Origin of the sequence: Sphingomonas sabuli (assembly GCF_014352855.1) — a bacterium.
Taxonomy (GTDB): domain Bacteria; phylum Pseudomonadota; class Alphaproteobacteria; order Sphingomonadales; family Sphingomonadaceae; genus Sphingomicrobium; species Sphingomicrobium sabuli.
The window spans coordinates 1502471-1518313 of record NZ_CP060697.1; the positions used below are offsets into that span (position 1 = coordinate 1502471).

The 15843-nt window shown below is 63.8% G+C and carries 11 protein-coding genes; 5 read left to right on the top strand and 6 right to left on the bottom strand.

The annotated features are described in order from the left end of the window. Positions 1–30 precede the first annotated feature (30 nt). The 4 genes from H8M03_RS07500 to H8M03_RS07515 all read right to left on the bottom strand — a co-directional run bounded on the left by H8M03_RS07500 (position 31) and on the right by H8M03_RS07515 (position 2686). Positions 31–1608: a tryptophan halogenase family protein gene (locus H8M03_RS07500; RefSeq protein WP_187478848.1), complete on the bottom strand. Its 1578-nt coding sequence runs from the start codon at positions 1606–1608 to the stop codon at positions 31–33. A gap of 77 nt (positions 1609–1685) precedes the next feature. After that, a complete protein-coding gene (locus tag H8M03_RS07505; RefSeq protein WP_187478849.1) occupies positions 1686–1949 on the bottom strand; it encodes a DUF5985 family protein in 264 nt (87 codons plus the stop codon). A 3-nt stretch (positions 1950–1952) separates the two neighbouring features. Next, entirely contained in the window at positions 1953–2228 is a 276-nt protein-coding gene (locus H8M03_RS07510; RefSeq protein WP_187478850.1) for a DUF5985 family protein, read from the bottom strand. 2 nt (positions 2229–2230) lie between these two features. Continuing rightward, the gene (locus H8M03_RS07515) at positions 2231–2686 is read right to left on the bottom strand and encodes a hypothetical protein (protein WP_187478851.1); all 456 of its coding nucleotides are present in this window, start codon (positions 2684–2686) and stop codon (positions 2231–2233) included. Positions 2687–2789: 103 nt separating this feature from the next. Here H8M03_RS07515 and H8M03_RS07520 point away from each other — a divergent pair, with 103 nt between their 5' ends. Both H8M03_RS07520 and H8M03_RS07525 read left to right on the top strand, forming a co-directional pair. Continuing rightward, on the top strand, positions 2790–8171 hold the full coding sequence (locus H8M03_RS07520; RefSeq protein WP_187478852.1) for a HAMP domain-containing protein: 5382 nt from the start codon (positions 2790–2792) through the stop codon (positions 8169–8171). Positions 8172–8193: 22 nt separating this feature from the next. After that, positions 8194–10233 carry a response regulator gene (locus tag H8M03_RS07525; protein ID WP_222931864.1) on the top strand — a complete coding sequence of 680 codons (2040 nt, stop codon included), beginning with the start codon at positions 8194–8196 and terminating at the stop codon, positions 10231–10233. Here H8M03_RS07525 and H8M03_RS07530 read toward each other — a convergent pair whose 3' ends face one another. Beyond that, positions 10234–10590, bottom strand: coding sequence for a response regulator (locus H8M03_RS07530; RefSeq protein WP_187478854.1), 357 nt, complete (start codon positions 10588–10590; stop codon positions 10234–10236). It abuts the gene before it with no gap. A 96-nt stretch (positions 10591–10686) separates the two neighbouring features. Next, positions 10687–11295, bottom strand: a complete 609-nt coding sequence (locus tag H8M03_RS07535) for a helix-turn-helix domain-containing protein (protein ID WP_484592936.1) — start codon at positions 11293–11295, stop codon at positions 10687–10689. Positions 11296–11617: 322 nt separating this feature from the next. Here H8M03_RS07535 and H8M03_RS07540 point away from each other — a divergent pair, with 322 nt between their 5' ends. From H8M03_RS07540 to H8M03_RS07550, 3 genes are read left to right on the top strand one after another with little or no spacing between them, the layout of a single operon-like run. Further along, positions 11618–13492: a serine hydrolase domain-containing protein gene (locus H8M03_RS07540; RefSeq protein WP_246448797.1), complete on the top strand. Its 1875-nt coding sequence runs from the start codon at positions 11618–11620 to the stop codon at positions 13490–13492. After that, positions 13492–14505: a dipeptide epimerase gene (locus tag H8M03_RS07545; RefSeq protein ID WP_187478857.1), complete on the top strand. Its 1014-nt coding sequence runs from the start codon at positions 13492–13494 to the stop codon at positions 14503–14505. Before H8M03_RS07540 ends, H8M03_RS07545 begins: the two co-directional genes overlap by 1 nt. Next, on the top strand, positions 14502–15830 hold the full coding sequence (locus tag H8M03_RS07550; protein ID WP_187478858.1) for a peptide MFS transporter: 1329 nt from the start codon (positions 14502–14504) through the stop codon (positions 15828–15830). Before H8M03_RS07545 ends, H8M03_RS07550 begins: the two co-directional genes overlap by 4 nt. Positions 15831–15843 lie beyond the last annotated feature (13 nt).

Sequence of the window (15843 nt, forward strand, 5' to 3'; positions counted from 1 at the left end):
GGCCGCGCTATGGCTCGAATGTGACTCCGCTCAACTGCGCGCGGGATAGTTGATGGTGAAATTCATGCGCGGCGGCGCGACTGGCGCAGCCTGCGGCGCGGCGCCTTTCAGCAACGACTCGATGACCGCGGCATGGTCCGGCAAATCTCTGGCGACATCACCGATGACGTCGGCCAAATCGTCGAGAAAGCCGAACAACGCATCGTCGTCCACGAATTGCGTGACCGGATCGGCGCGCATGTCGAGGCCTTGCCCGATCAGCACCTGAACCCAGCTTTCCTCCGCAAACAGTTCCGCCGCCTGGTGCTTGAAGAAACGGCCCGACGACCGGAACAGGTCGAGCCGTTCGGCGAGCGTGTCCGGAACCGGCATTTCGCGCACATAATCCCAGAAGGGTTCGCCGCTGCGGCGCGTGACTTTGTAATGCGCGATGACGAAATCGCGCACGTCTTCCATCTCGATCCGTGCCTGCAGGTTGAACTCGTCGACATCGGCCTGGCTGATGCCTTCGGCCGGGAACAGCGCAAGCAGCCGGTGCACCGCAGTCTGAATGAGGTGGATGCTGGTCGATTCCAGCGGTTCCAGAAAACCCGCCGACAGGCCGACGGCAAGCACGTTCTTTTCCCACACCCGCACGCGCCGCCCGGGCTGAAAGCGCACCGGACGGGGATCGGCCAGCGGCTTGCCGTCGAGGTTAGCGAGCAGGACGTCGGCCGCCGCATCGTCGCTCATCAGCGACGACGCATAGACATGGCCGTTGCCGATGCGATGTTGCAGCGGAATGCGCCATTGCCACCCGGCGGTACGGGCGGTGGCACGGGTGTAAGGCGTCAACGGCGAAACGCTTTCGCACGGCACCGCCTGGGCCCGGTCGCACAGCAGCCACTGGCTCCAGTCTTCATAGTCGACGCCCAGTGCCCCGCCGATCAGCAGGGCGCGCATGCCCGAACAATCGACGAAAAAGTCGCCGTCGACCGTGCGCCCGTCGGCCAGCGTGACCGACGCGATGCTGCCGTCGTCCGCCTTGGTGACGTCGACGATCTTCCCCTCGACCCGCTCGACGCCACGCTCTTCCGATTTTGTGCGCAGCAAACGGGCGATCAGCGACGCGTCGAAATGATACGCGTAATCGAGATCGGCGAGCGGCGATTGCGGATTGCGCGCGTCGGCAAAGGCAAATCGGTTTTCGAGCGCGGCAAGGCAGTTGAGCGAATAATGGTCGAAGCTCTTCACCCGGCCCGGGTCGCGCGCCCGAGCAGCCAGCCACAATTGATGCGGGTGCAGCCACAACATGTCGCGGCCGATCTTGCCGAAGCCGTGGATGTACGCTTCCCCCGGCGCGCCCCAGTCGACGAACTGGATGCCCATCTTGAACGTCGCCATGGAATGTTCGAGCACGTCGCGCAGCTCGATCCCGGCCAGCGCGAAATAGTTGCGAATGTGCGGAATGGTCGCTTCGCCGACCCCGATCGTCCCGATCTCTTCGGATTCGACCAGCCGGATCTTCACCTTGCTCAGCCATTGCGACAGCACCGCGGCGGTCATCCAGCCGGCGGTGCCGCCGCCGACGATGGTGATGCTTCGTACCGGGTTATTGGGAGCCGCCATCCTGAGCCCTTGCGATCCTTTTCACGCCCGTGCGGCGCGCGCGCATGGAAGCGGGCGCGGCGGTGCGATGCAAGCGCCTAGGCGCTGGCGCGGTTTTTGCGAAAGATGGCGAAGATGATCAGCAGGAACGCGGTCAACCGGATGAGGAAGACGGAGCTGCGCTCTTCGAGCGGAAGGCCGCCGAGCGCGAGAACCGTCTGGCCCAGCCCGAGGAGAAAGAAGGCGAACGCGAACAGCAGGAACAAGGGATCGCGGACCTTGTCCCAGAAGCGCAGGAAGAACAGGCCGGAGATAACGAACCCGCAGGCCGCGACGCCGGAAAGGAAGCTAAGCAATTCCATCCGTCACTCCTTTTCCAAGTCCCAGATGAACCCGAACAGCAATACGGCAACCGCCGCCACGGCCAGCAGAAGGCGCCACAATTGCAGGTCGAAATCGGGCACCACGAGCATGTCGACAACGAGCAGCAGGTTACTTGCTGCCAGCAGCACGAAACACAGGCAGCTCCACAACAGCAGCCGCGCGCCGCTGCGCGCATAGCTGCGCGCCAGCAGCCAGGCGCAGGCGCTGCTGGTCAGGAAACACAGCGTGTAGACGATGGTTGGAAAGAGGTCGGCCATGATCAATCTTTCCGCAATTTGAAGGCATCGGCGAACGCGGTGATCCCGCCGGCCGATGACGTGACGATCATACGCCGCACCTGATTGGGCTTGGACGCGTACAGCCGTTCGGCATCGGCGACCAAGCGATCGACCGTATCCGACACGGGCGTATATTCCGCGCCGCCTTCCGACGTGCTGGCCAGTCCTCCGGCGATCAGAGAGTCGAGCGATTGGGACACCACCAATTCGCTGGCGCGCAAGGATTCGATCAATTCGCCACGCGACCAGGGCCGCTTGTCGCTCTTCAGAAGCAGGAGCAGCTCCAGCGTCCAGACAGACGGAAAGCTGGCACTGATGAAGCTGGAAAGATCGTCGCTGGAAGGCACTGTGGCGTAATATGGTCCCGCTGAATTGAGCCCGGCACCTAACGGGGGCGGTGCGGGGTGATCAACCCATAGGTCGATGAATCGGGGCATTTTTCAGCGAGCGTAAAGCGAAACGTCTGATATGGAACGGGTCACGGCCGCCGGGGGGAGGCAGGCCTCGCCACGGCGGGGCAGATCGAACACGGAGTGTTGAGTGAACGCCAAAACCTCTCGCAAATCCCTTGAGCGCCAGCAGCTCGTTTCGGCGCTCCGCGCCCTTCGCCGCGGCGATTTCAGCGTTCGCCTGCCCGAAGATTTCACCGGGTCCGACGGAGAGATCGCGAGCCTGTTTAACGAGGTCGTTGCGCTCAACGAGGACATGACGGCCGAGTTCGAGCGGCTGTCCCACGTCGTCGGCAAGGAAGGCAAGATCACGCAGCGCGGGCGCGTCAAGAATGCGCGCGGCGGGTGGGAAACCGCCGTCCGCTCGGTCAACGAGCTGATCGAGGACATGGTCCAGCCGACCGCCGAAGTCGCGCGCGTCATCGGCGCCGTCGCCAAGGGCGACCTGTCGCAATCGATGACCGTCGAAATCGACGGCCGCCCGCTGCGCGGCGAATTCCTGCGCATCGGCAAGGTCGTCAACACGATGGTCGAACAGCTTGCCTCGTTCGCGTCCGAAGTGACGCGCGTGGCGCGCGAAGTGGGTTCCGAAGGCAAGCTGGGCGGCCAGGCGCGGGTGAAGGGCGTTGCCGGCACCTGGAAGGACCTGACCGACAACGTCAACGCGATGGCGACCAACCTCACCAGCCAGGTGCGTAACATCGCCGAAGTGACCACCGCGGTCGCCTCGGGCGACTTGTCGAAGAAGATCACGGTCGAGGTGAAGGGCGAGATCCTGGAACTGAAAAACACCATCAATACGATGGTCGACCAGCTCAACTCCTTCGCATCCGAAGTGACCCGCGTGGCCCGCGAAGTGGGTACCGAGGGCAAACTGGGCGGCCAGGCGCGCGTCGAAGGCGTCGGCGGCACGTGGAAGGATTTGACCGACAACGTGAACCTGATGGCCGACAATCTGACCGGCCAGGTGCGCAACATTGCCGAAGTGACCACCGCGGTCGCCTCGGGCGACCTGTCGAAGAAGATCACCGTCGACGTGAAGGGCGAGATTCTCGAGCTCAAGAACACCATCAACACGATGGTCGATCAGCTCAACTCGTTCGCATCCGAAGTGACCCGCGTGGCCCGCGAAGTGGGTACCGAAGGTAAGCTGGGCGGGCAGGCGCAGGTGCCGGGCGTCGCCGGAACCTGGAAGGACCTGACCGACAACGTCAACCTGATGGCCGAAAACCTCACCGGCCAGGTGCGCAACATCGCCGAAGTCACCACCGCGGTCGCCTCGGGCGATCTGTCCAAGAAGATCACCGTCGATGTGAAGGGCGAAATCCTCGAGCTTAAGAACACCATCAACACGATGGTCGATCAGCTCAACGGTTTCGCTTCGGAAGTGACCCGCGTGGCGCGCGAAGTGGGTACGGAGGGCAAGCTGGGCGGCCAGGCGGAGGTGCCCGGGGTCGCCGGAACGTGGGCCGACCTTACCGATAACGTGAATTCGATGGCCGAAAATCTAACCGGTCAGGTTCGTAATATTGCCGACGTCACCACCGCCGTTGCGCGCGGCGACCTGTCCAAGAAGATCACCGTCGAGGTGAAGGGCGAGATCCTGGCGTTGAAGAACACCATCAATACGATGGTCGACCAGCTCAACGGCTTCGCTTCGGAAGTGACGCGCGTGGCGCGCGAAGTGGGCTCGGAAGGGAAACTCGGCGGGCAGGCCAAGGTGGAAGGCGTCGCCGGCACCTGGGCCGACCTCACCGACAACGTGAACCTGATGGCCGGCAATCTGACCGGGCAGGTCCGCAACATCGCCGAAGTGACGACCGCGGTGGCCCGCGGCGACTTGTCGAAGAAGATCACGGTCGACGTGAAGGGCGAGATCGCGGAGCTTAAGAGCACAATCAACACCATGGTCGACCAGCTTAACTCCTTCGCGTCCGAGGTTACTCGCGTGGCCCGCGAAGTGGGTTCGGAAGGAAAGCTCGGCGGGCAGGCAAAGGTCGAAGGCGTCGCCGGCACCTGGGCCGACCTGACCGACAACGTCAACGCCATGGCCGCCAACCTGACCGGCCAGGTGCGCAACATCGCCGAAGTGACGACCGCGGTGGCGCTGGGCGATCTGTCCAAGAAGATCACCGTCGACGTGAAGGGCGAGATCCTCGAGCTCAAGAACACGATCAACACCATGGTCGACCAGCTCAACGGCTTTGCTTCGGAAGTGACCCGCGTGGCCCGCGAAGTGGGTACCGAGGGTAAGCTGGGCGGCCAGGCGCAGGTGCGCGGAGTCGCCGGCACGTGGAAGGACCTTACCGACAACGTGAATTCGATGGCCGAAAATCTAACCGGTCAGGTTCGCAATATCGCCGACGTCACCACCGCGGTGGCGAAGGGCGACCTGTCGAAGAAGATCACCGTCGAGGTGAAGGGCGAAATCCTTCAGCTCAAGGATACGATCAACACCATGGTCGACCAGCTGAACGCCTTCGCCTCCGAAGTGACGCGCGTGGCGCGCGAAGTCGGCACCGAAGGCAAGCTGGGCGGCCAGGCGCAGGTGCCGGGCGTCGGCGGCACGTGGAAGGACCTGACCGACAACGTCAACCTGATGGCGACCAACCTGACCAACCAGGTGCGCGGCATCGCCGACGTCGTCACCGCGGTTGCGCAGGGCAATCTGAAGCGCAAGCTGACGCTCGCCGCCAAGGGCGAGATCGCGGCGCTGGCCGAAACCATCAACTTCATGATCGATACGCTGTCGACCTTTGGCGACCAGGTCACGAACATGGCGCGCGAAGTGGGTATCGAAGGCCGGCTGGGCGGCCAGGCCAAGGTGCCGGGCGCCGCGGGCCTGTGGCGCGACCTGACCGACAACGTCAACCAGCTTGCCGCCAACCTCACCAACCAGGTGCGCTCGATCGCCGACGTGGCCACCGCCGTGACCAAGGGCGACTTGACTCGGTCCATCGCCGTTGAGGCGTCCGGCGAAATGGCCGCGCTGAAAGACAACATCAACGAGATGATCGGCAATCTCAAAGACCAGACGCTGAAGAATGCCGAGCAGGACTGGCTCAAGACCAACCTCGCCCGCTTCAGCCGGATGCTGCAGGGCGAACGCGACCTGACCACCGTGTCCAACCTGATCATGAGCGAGCTCGCGCCGCTGGTGAACGCGCAATATGGCGTCTTCTACGTCACCAAGCGCGACGAGGAGGACACCAAGCTTGAGCTGGTCGCCAGCTACGGCGCGGAAAATCCCGAGCAGCTGAAGAAGGAATTCGAGTTGCGCGAAGGGCTGGTCGGCCAGGCCGCCGCCGACAAGCGCCCGATCCTGCTCAAGGACACGCCGTCGGATTTCCTCCGCATCGGCTCCGGACTCGGCCACGCCAAGGCCGCCAACGTGAACATCCTGCCCGCCCTGTTCGAGGACGAGGTCAAGGCCGTCATCGAACTGGCGTCGTTCAGCGAGTTCAACGAAACCCACCAGAACTTCCTCGACCAGTTGATGGAATCGATCGGCATCGTGTTGAACACGATCGCCGCGACCATGCGTACCGAGGGCCTGCTGACGCAGTCGCAGCTGCTTACGCAGGAGCTTCAGGCGCGCCAGACCGAACTGACCACCAAGCAGGAAGAATTGCACAACACCAACGAGGAGCTGCAGGAGAAAGCGCAGCTGCTCGAGAACGAGAAGAAGCAGGTCGAAGCGAAGAATATCGAAATCGACATGGCCCGCCGCGCCATCGAGGAGAAAGCGGAGCAGCTGGCGCTGACGTCCAAATACAAGTCGGAGTTCCTGGCCAACATGAGCCACGAATTGCGCACGCCGCTCAACTCGCTGCTGATCCTGTCCAAGCTGCTCAGCGAAAATCCGCAGGGCAACCTCAACGCCAAGCAGGTCGAGTTCGCCAAGACGATCAACTCCGCCGGGTCCGACCTGCTCAGCCTGATCAACGACATTCTCGACCTGTCGAAGATCGAATCCGGAACGGTGACAATCGAGATCGGCGATATGCCGCTGGCGACGCTCAAGCAGCACATGGAACGGACCTTCCGCCAGTTGGCCGCCGACAAGGAGCTCGATTTCAACGTCAACTTCGATCCCAAGCTGCCCGAGGCGATCCGCACCGACGAGAAGCGGCTGCAGCAGATCGTTCTCAACCTGCTGTCCAACGCCTTCAAATTTACCGCCAAGGGCGGCGTCACGCTGGACGTCAGCTGCGCCACCGGCGGCTGGAGCCCGACCCACCCGGTGCTGCGCAATGCCGATACGGCGATCGAGATTTCGGTCACCGACACCGGCATCGGCATCCCGGTCGACAAGCAGAAGCTGATTTTCGAGGCGTTCCAGCAAGCCGACGGTACAACCAGCCGCAAGTACGGCGGCACCGGCCTTGGACTTTCCATCAGCCGCGAGATCGCGCGCCTGCTCGGCGGCGAACTCAAGGTCACCTCGAAACCCGGCGAAGGCTCGACCTTCTCCCTGTTCGTGCCGTTCAAGGCGTCTTCGGCCAAGCTGATCTCGGCACGGCCCGGAACGTTGGAGCCGGACGAGCACGGCACGTCGGTACCGACCGCTTTGCCGACCGGCTTCGAGGTTCCCGACGATCGCGACGACCTTGGCACCGACCCGTTCGTAATGATCGTCGAGGACGATACCACTTTTGCATCCCTGCTGCTCGAGCTGGCCCGCGAGGTCGGTTTGAAGGGCGTCGTGTCCAGCGCCGGGGCGGGGACTTTGGCGCTTGCCCGCAAGCTCAAGCCGGGCGCGATCACGCTCGACCTTGGGCTCAGCGACATCGACGGGTTCGTCCTGCTCGACCTGCTCAAGCATGACCCGGAGACGGCGCACGTTCCGATCCAGGTGATCTCCGGCCGCGACCACATGCGCTCCGCGGTCGACCTTGGCGCCTTTGGCGTAACCGAAAAGCCGGCCAGCCGCGAAGATCTGTCGGCACTGTTCACCGCGCTGCGCAAGGAAGCGGAGAAGGCCGCCAAGAAGGGCAAGCCCAAGAAGAAGGCGGATGCGACCGAGACCGCCGACCGCAACGCGGTCGAACTGGCCAGCGCCAAAGTGCTGATCGTCGACGACGACATCCGCAACATCTTCTCGTTGACCAGCGTGCTCGAAAGCTACGGCGTCGAGGTGCTTCATGCGGAGCGCGGCCGCGAGGGCATCAACATCCTTGAAAAGACTCCCGACATCGACGTCGCGCTGATCGACATCATGATGCCGGAAATGGACGGCTATGAAACGATGCGCGAGATCCGGCGCCGCCCCGACATCGGGGAACTGCCGCTGATCGCGGTCACCGCAAAGGCGATGAAGGGCGACCGCCAGAAGTGCCTGGATGCGGGCGCGTCCGACTATATCGCCAAGCCGGTCGACCTCGAGCTGCTGATGGCCCTGCTGCGCGTGTGGATCGCCCGGTCGCGCGAGACGGCTCAAACCCCGCCCTCCGTCGTTGAGGCTGCAGAGTAGACCTTAAGACATGGGGAAATCGGTGAAGACCGCGTCGGCAGAGCCGGTGACAACGACCGGATCGATTCCTGCTGCGGAGCAGGCCGAGCGGGCGCGCGTGCTGGTGGTCGACGACGACCAGCGCAACCTGCTTGCCGTGCGCACCGTGCTGGAGGATGTCGGCGAGATCGTCGAGGCGTCGTCCGGCGAAGAAGCGCTGCGCCATCTGCTCAAGGGCGAATTCGCGGTCATCCTGCTCGACGTGCTGATGCCGGGCATCGACGGGTACGAAACCGCCGAGATTATCCGCAGCCGCGAGCAGACCAAGCGAATCCCGATCGTATTCCTGTCCGCCGTCAACAAGGACGCCGAACACCTGCTGCGCGGCTACGAAATGGGCGCCGTTGACTATGTCTTCAAACCAGTCGACCCGGTCGTGTTGCGGTCGAAGGTGGCGGTGTTCGTCGACCTGTTCGCCAAGACCAAGGAGATCGAACGCAAGGCGCGGCATGAACAGGCCCTGCTCGACGCGGCATTGCGGGCCAACAGCGAGCGGTTGAAGGCGGAAAAAGGCCTTCGGCAGGCGGAGCAGCGTCAGGCCGCGATCATCCAGTCCCTGCCGATCGTGCTCTATCTCGAGCCGCTCGAATGCGAGCCGCGCTGTCCGAAGTTCGTCAGCGGCGACCTCCACGCGATGACCGGCTACAGCTTCGCCGACGTGATGGAGCACCCCGACCTGTGGATAGAACGGGTGCACCGGGACGACAAGGCGCAAGTCCTTGCCGCTCTGGAAGAGCGCAACCGCACCGGCCGACTGTCGGTCGAATATCGCTGGCGCTGTTCGGACGGGTCGTACAAATTCTTTCACGACCAGGCGGTCCTGCTCAACGACGGCGACGGCAAGCCGCAGGAGTTTGCCGGCACGCTGACCGACGTCACCGAGCGCCGGCTGCTCGAAAGCCAATTGGTCCAGGCGCAGAAGATGGACGCGATCGGCAAGCTGACCGGCGGTATCGCGCACGACTTCAACAACCTCCTGGCCGCCGTGCTTGGCGGGCTCGGCCTGATCGAACGCCGGGCCAAGCTGTCGGGCGACAACAAGCGCATCATGGTGATGACTAAGCGCGCCGCCGACCAGGGTTCGGAACTGGTGCGCCGCCTGCTCGCTTTTTCGCGCCAGCAGCAGCTGGAGCCGGCCGCGCTCGACCTCGAGGCGCTGCACGAAGGCGTCGACGACTTGCTTCGCCACACGCTGGGCGGGCTGGTCGAGCTCGACTGGTCGATCCCGGCCGACGCGTGGAAGCCCTTTGCCGACCAGGCGCAGCTTGAGCTCGCGCTGATGAACCTCGTCATCAACGCCCGCGACGCCATGCCCGAAGGCGGCACGATCCAGGTCGCGATCGAAAACCGCACCGTCACCGACGACGACCCCTTGCCTTTGAGCGAAGGCGATTACGTGTCGCTGGCGGTGATCGACAACGGGTGCGGCATCGCGCCCGACATGCTCGACAAGGTGCTGGAACCGTTCTTCACCACCAAGGACGTTGGGAAGGGCACCGGGCTTGGATTGAGCATGGTCTATGGCTTTGCCAAACAATCCGCGGGCACGCTCAGCCTGAGTAGTGAGGTGGGCAAGGGCACGCGCGCGGAATTGTGGCTGCCGCGCGCATCGCAGCATGCCCCCGAGCGTGACCGCCGCACCGATGAGGCAGAGCCCGAAGTCTTGCGGACCTTGAACGTCCTGTTGATCGACGATCACGCGGAAGTGCGCGGGACGACGGCGGCGATGCTGGCCGAGCTTGGCCATTCGTCGGTCGAGGCCGGCAGCGGCCCCGAAGCCCTCGCCATTCTTGAAGAGCAAGGCGACGAGTTCGACCTGATCATCACCGATTACGCGATGCCCAAGCAGAGCGGGACCGAGGTCGTCCGCCGGTCACGCGAGATGAAGCCGGAGCTGCCCGCGATCATCATCACGGGTTATGCCGACGAAGCCGAAATCGGCGCCCGGCCGGCGGAAGTCGCCTTGTTGATGAAGCCATTCACGCTGGCCCAACTGGCCGGCGTCATTCGCAGTTCGACCTGATCAGCTGGCCGCGCGGCCGCCGGTAACCTTGCGCACCGCAGCGACGAGTTCGTCCTCATTGATCGGCTTTTGCACCACCACGACATCGGGCGCGCGGTCGATCAACTCGTCGGCGTAGCCAGTGATGAACACGACCGGGATATCGCGCTTTTCGCAAATTGCCCGCACCGCTTTCAGCCCGTCGCCGGGCAGCAGGCGAACGTCGGCGGTCAGCAGGTCGATCGGCTGGCCGCCGGCACCCAAAACCGCCGCGTCTTCGGACCGCGCGAAGGAAAAGGACGTATAGCCCATCCGCTCCAGCATATCCTGAAGCGTTTGGGCGATCAGATAATCGTCCTCCATGATGAACGCGCGCAATGCCTGTTCCTTTGTCCGCTTAACCGCTGGGTAAACGCGCTCCTATCATTCGGTTTCCGCCGCAGGGAGAACAATCGCCCGCGTCATGCCCGCCTGTCAGATTGCCGGACGGCGAAGGGCGCGGACCTTTGGCGGCGCCACCCCGCTCGCTTCGACCAATTCGGGCACCGGTTCGTGCATGTGCATCAGGGAACTCAGCAGCGCTTCGTCCTCGCTCGAGCAGACGCCGAGCACCAGCGCTTCGTCACAGCCCTCGGCGGCGAGATAGGCGTGGCCCATTTTCGAATCGATGTAGATCGCTTCGCCGGTCTGCAGCGTAACCGGATCGTAGAATTCGGTGTGGACGATGATCGAGCCTTCGAGGACGTGAATATATTCCTCGCCATTGTGCGACACGAGATCGCCGAATTCGGACAGCGTCTTGGCGCGGATCCGGGTGAGGATCGGCACCATCCGCTTGTGGCGCAATTCGGTGCACAGATAATAATAATCGTAATTCGGCGTGTTGACCCGGATCGCATCCTCCAGGCGGCCGATGCTGCGCCGCGCCGTGACCGTCTCCGGCGGCTCGGTTTCCGCGAACAATTCCGAAATCGGGATTTCCAGATTTTCGCTTAGCTGGACGAGCTTGTCGTAAGTCAGCGTTAGTCTGTCGTTCTCGACCTTCGAGAGCGTCGAAAGCGGAATGCCGCTGTGCTCGCTCATGTCGCGCAGCGTCCAATTGCGATGCCGACGAAGCTCCTTGAGAATCTGCCCCAGTGTCGGACGCGTGCTCAACCTTCTGACTCCGACAGCAAGTTTGACAATTTTCTGATCAGGCTCATAATGGCCTAAATAGATATTCTGCGCATGATAAGGCGATTTGCGCGATTCGGGCAAATTCTCTGGGAGGGGAAAGCAGATGCGGAAACTGGTCGCGTTCGTGACGGCATGTGTCGGGGCTATATGTTTGTCGAGCGCGGTTGCGCAATCGCCGGACCAGCGCGGCCCGCTTACTCCGGTCGCGGGCGATGGGCCCGGGACCAATTTGCCGACGACCCCGCGCCAAGGCCCGGAATCGCTGAGCAAGGAGGATGTCGACGCCTGGCTCGACGGCTACATGCGCTATGCGCTTGGCAAGAATGACATCGCCGGCGCCGTGGTCACCGTCGTCAAGGATGGCCAGCTTTTGACCAAGCGCGGTTACGGCTACGCGGACGTCGCCAGCCGCAAGCCGGTCAATCCCGATCTGACCCTGTTCCGACCGGGTTCGGTGTCGAAACTGATTACCTGGACCGCGGTCATGCAGCAGGTCGAACAGGGCAAGATCAACCTCGACGCCGACATCAACCAATACCTCGATTTCAAGATCAAACCGTACCGGGGCCAGCCGGTCACGATGCGGCAGCTGATGCAGCATACGGCCGGGTTCGAAGAGCAGATCAAGGACCTGATCGGGTCGGACCGCAAAGGCATTCCGGAATATGACGAGTTGCTCAAGCGCTGGGTGCCGAACCGCATCTTCGCGCCCGGCACCACGCCCGCATATTCCAACTACGGGACGTCGCTTGCCGGCTACATCGTCCAGCGCACGTCGGGCGAGAATTTCTACGACTATACCGACCGCCACATCTTCACCCCGCTGAAGATGAACCATTCGACCATGCGCCAGCCGCTGCCGGCAGCGTTCCAGCCACTGATGGCGACGGGCTACAAGACGGCGTCCGGCGACCCGCTGAAGTTCGAAATCGTCGGCCCCTCGCCGGCGGGGTCACTGTCCTCGACAGGGACGGACATGGCGCGCTTCATGATCGCCCATCTCAACAACGGCGAGCTTGACGGCCAGCGCATCCTCAAGCCCGAAACGGCCAGGTACATGCACACCGCCGTGAAGCTGTACGTGCCGCCGCTGGACGGGATGGCGCTCGGGTTTTTCCAGACCAACGTCAACGGCCGGCGCGTCATCGCCCACCTTGGCGATACCGAAGGCTTCCATACCTCCTTGCACCTGTTCCTGGACGGCAACACCGGGCTTTACGCCTCGTTCAACAGCGGCGGCGAAGAAGGTGGGGTCAACGGAGTGCGGGTGGCGCTCTTCGAGCAATTCGCCGACCGCTACTTCCCGGGCAAGCCGGACATGAACCGCGTGCCGAAGGAGCAAGCGAAGAAGCATGCGGAGATGATGGCGGGCAACTGGGTCGCCTCGCGGCGCGCCGATTCCAGCTTCCTCAACCTCACGGCGCTGATCGGGCAAACCAAGGTGTCGGTCGACAAGGACGGCAATCTTGTCGCGTCGGGCCTGTCGCTGTCCGCGGCCAAACCCAAGTGGGTCGAGACCGAACCCTTTGTCTGGCACGACCTCAACAGCAACCAGCGGCTTGCCGCCGTAGTCAAGGATGGCAAGGTCCAGCGCTTCAGCGGATCGATCATGTCGGCCTTCACCGTGTTCGAACGGCCGGCGTGGTACAAGAACAGCGCGCTGGTCATGCCGTTGCTGCAGATCGCGATCGGCATCCTGCTGATCACCGCGATCCTGTGGCCGGTGCGCCATGCGGTTCGCCGTTACCACAAGGCCGAGTTTGCGCTGACCGGGCGAGAGTTGCTTGGCTACCGCCTGTCGCGCAGTGCGGCGGTCGCGATCCTGCTGGTGCTGGTCGGCTGGGCAGCCCTCATCACCGTGATGTTCGGCGAGCTCGAAAACACGGGCGGCAATCTCGATACGCTCGTCATCATCGTCCAGCTGCTGACGTTCGTCGCCTTCCTCGGCGGGCTCGCGATCTTCTGCTGGTATGCCTGGCAGGTGTGGACCGGCAAGCGGCGCTGGACGGCCAAGGTGTGGAGCCTTGCCCTGGTCTTCGCCGGCATCGTGGTCGTGTGGGTCGGCTTTGCCTTCCACATGCTCAGCATCGGTACCAACTACTGATGAGGCAAAGGCTCGCCTTTCGGGTCGAGACCTTCCGGCTCGCCGCGCCCTTCCGCATCTCGGGCTATGTGTTCGAGGGCAGCGATGTCGTCGTCGTCGAACTGACCGACGGCGACCATCGCGGACGCGGCGAAGCAGGCGGCGTCTATTATCTGGGCGACGATGCCGCCAACATCGTCGCCACGCTGGACGCCAACCGCGCCGCGATCGAAGGCTGCGAAAGCCGCTCGGACCTGCAGCAGCTGCTTCCTCCGGGCGGCGCGCGCAACGCGGTCGATTGCGCGATGTGGGAGCTAGAAGCCAGTCGCCTGGGCCAGCCCGCGCACGCGCTGGCCGGCATCGCCGAACCCAGGCCTTTGGTCACCACCTTCACGCTCGGCGCCGACGATCCGGCGAAGATGGCCGAAGGCGCACGGGGCTATGCGCAGGCCCGGGCGATCAAGCTGAAGCTGACAGGCGACCTGGACCTCGACCTTGCCCGGGTGGCTGCGGTGCGCGAGGCGCGGCCCGATGCCTGGCTGGGCGTCGATGCCAACCAGGGTTTTGCCATCGGCGAACTGGAGGCGCTGGCCCGCGGCCTTGCCGACCTCGGGGTCGAATTGCTCGAACAGCCGCTGGCGCGCGGTCGCGAAGCCGACCTCGAAGGCTTCGACAGCCCGATCCCCGTCGCCGCCGACGAAAGCGCGCTGTCGCTGGCCGACATGGCCTCGCTCCCCGGCCGCTTCGACGTGGTCAACATCAAGCTCGACAAGTGCGGCGGGTTGACCGAAGCGCTCGACATCGCACGCGAGGCCCGCCGGCTTGGGCTTGGCGTGATGGTCGGCAACATGGTCGGCACGAGCCTTGCGATGGCCCCCGCCTTCATCCTTGGCCAATATTGCGATTACGTCGATCTCGACGGGCCGACCTTCCTGACCGAGGACCGAAGCCCCGCCGCCCGTTATGACGGCGGCAAGATCTGGTGTCCCGACGAGGTTTGGGGCTCCCCGCAGGCCGTGGCTGCCGGCGCATGACGACCCCGTCGAACTGGTTCGGTCAGCCGCGTGGCCTGACGATCCTGTTCCTGACGAACATGTGGGAGCAATTCTCCTACTACGGCATGCGCGCGCTGCTGGTTTACTACATGACCACGACCCTGCTGTTCGATCAGGAGAAGTCGTCCAGCATCTACGGTTTCTACACCGCCTTCGCCTATTTCACGCCGATCATCGGCGGGACCATCGCCGACCGCTGGCTGGGCAAGAAACGAGCCGTGATCATCGGCGCGACGATCATGGCCGCGGGCCATTTCATGATGGCGTTCGAACCGGCTTTCTATTTCGCCCTGGCCACCATCGCGCTTGGCAATGGCCTGTTCCTGCCGACGCTGCCGGCGCAGATCAACGACCTCTATCATTCCGGCGATCCGCGCCGCCCGTGGGCCTACAACGTCTATTATGTGGGCGTGAACGTCGGCGCCTTCCTGGCGCCGCTGATCTGCGGTTTCCTCGGCGAAACCTACGGCTGGCACTGGGGCTTCGGCGCGGCCGGTGTTGGCATGCTGACCGGTCTCGTCATCTACCTGTGGGGCCAGCGCTACCTGCCGCCCGAACGCAGGGCCGATGCGCACCCCGCGACGCCAGCGCCAATCACGCACCGCGGGCGCAACACCTTCCTGTTGCTGCTGGGCATCGGCCTGGCGGTGACCGTGTTCCGCGGCGCCTATGAGCAGATCGGCAACACCTTCGCGTTGTGGATGCGCGACGATGTCGACCGCGTCATCGGCGGCATCGAGATCGGTGCGGCGATGTTCTTCTCGCTCAATCCGCTGCTGGTGATGATCATGACGCCTTTTCTGCTCGCGCGCTGGAAGCGGCAGGCGGAGCGCGGCACCGAATTGTCGGTGATGCACAAGATGGCGACCGGCGCCCTGATCGTCGCAGCCTCCTACCTCGTCGTGGCCGCCGCCGAAGCGGTCAGCGGCGCGGGCAGCGCGCACTGGCTGTGGCTGCTGTCCTTCTTCCTCATCTTCACGCTTGGCGAACTGTACATCCTGCCCAACGGGCTCGGCATCTTCGCCCGGCTCGCCCCCCCTAAGCTTGGGGCCAGCACGGTCGCGGCCTGGTATCTCGCGATCTTCGCGGGCAGCCTTGCCGCCGGGCAGGTCGGGCGGCTGTGGAGCCACGTCGACCACACCAGCTTCTTCCTGCTGCTGGCCGGCATCGCCACCGCCGCGGCAATGCTTCTGTTCCTGCTCGACCGGCCGACCAAGGCGGTGCTTGCCGCCGCCGCGGACGCGGGACCGGACGAAGACCTGACCGATGTCGGCATCGGCCTTGCGAGGCAGCGCCATGGCTAGCCCGCGCAGTTCA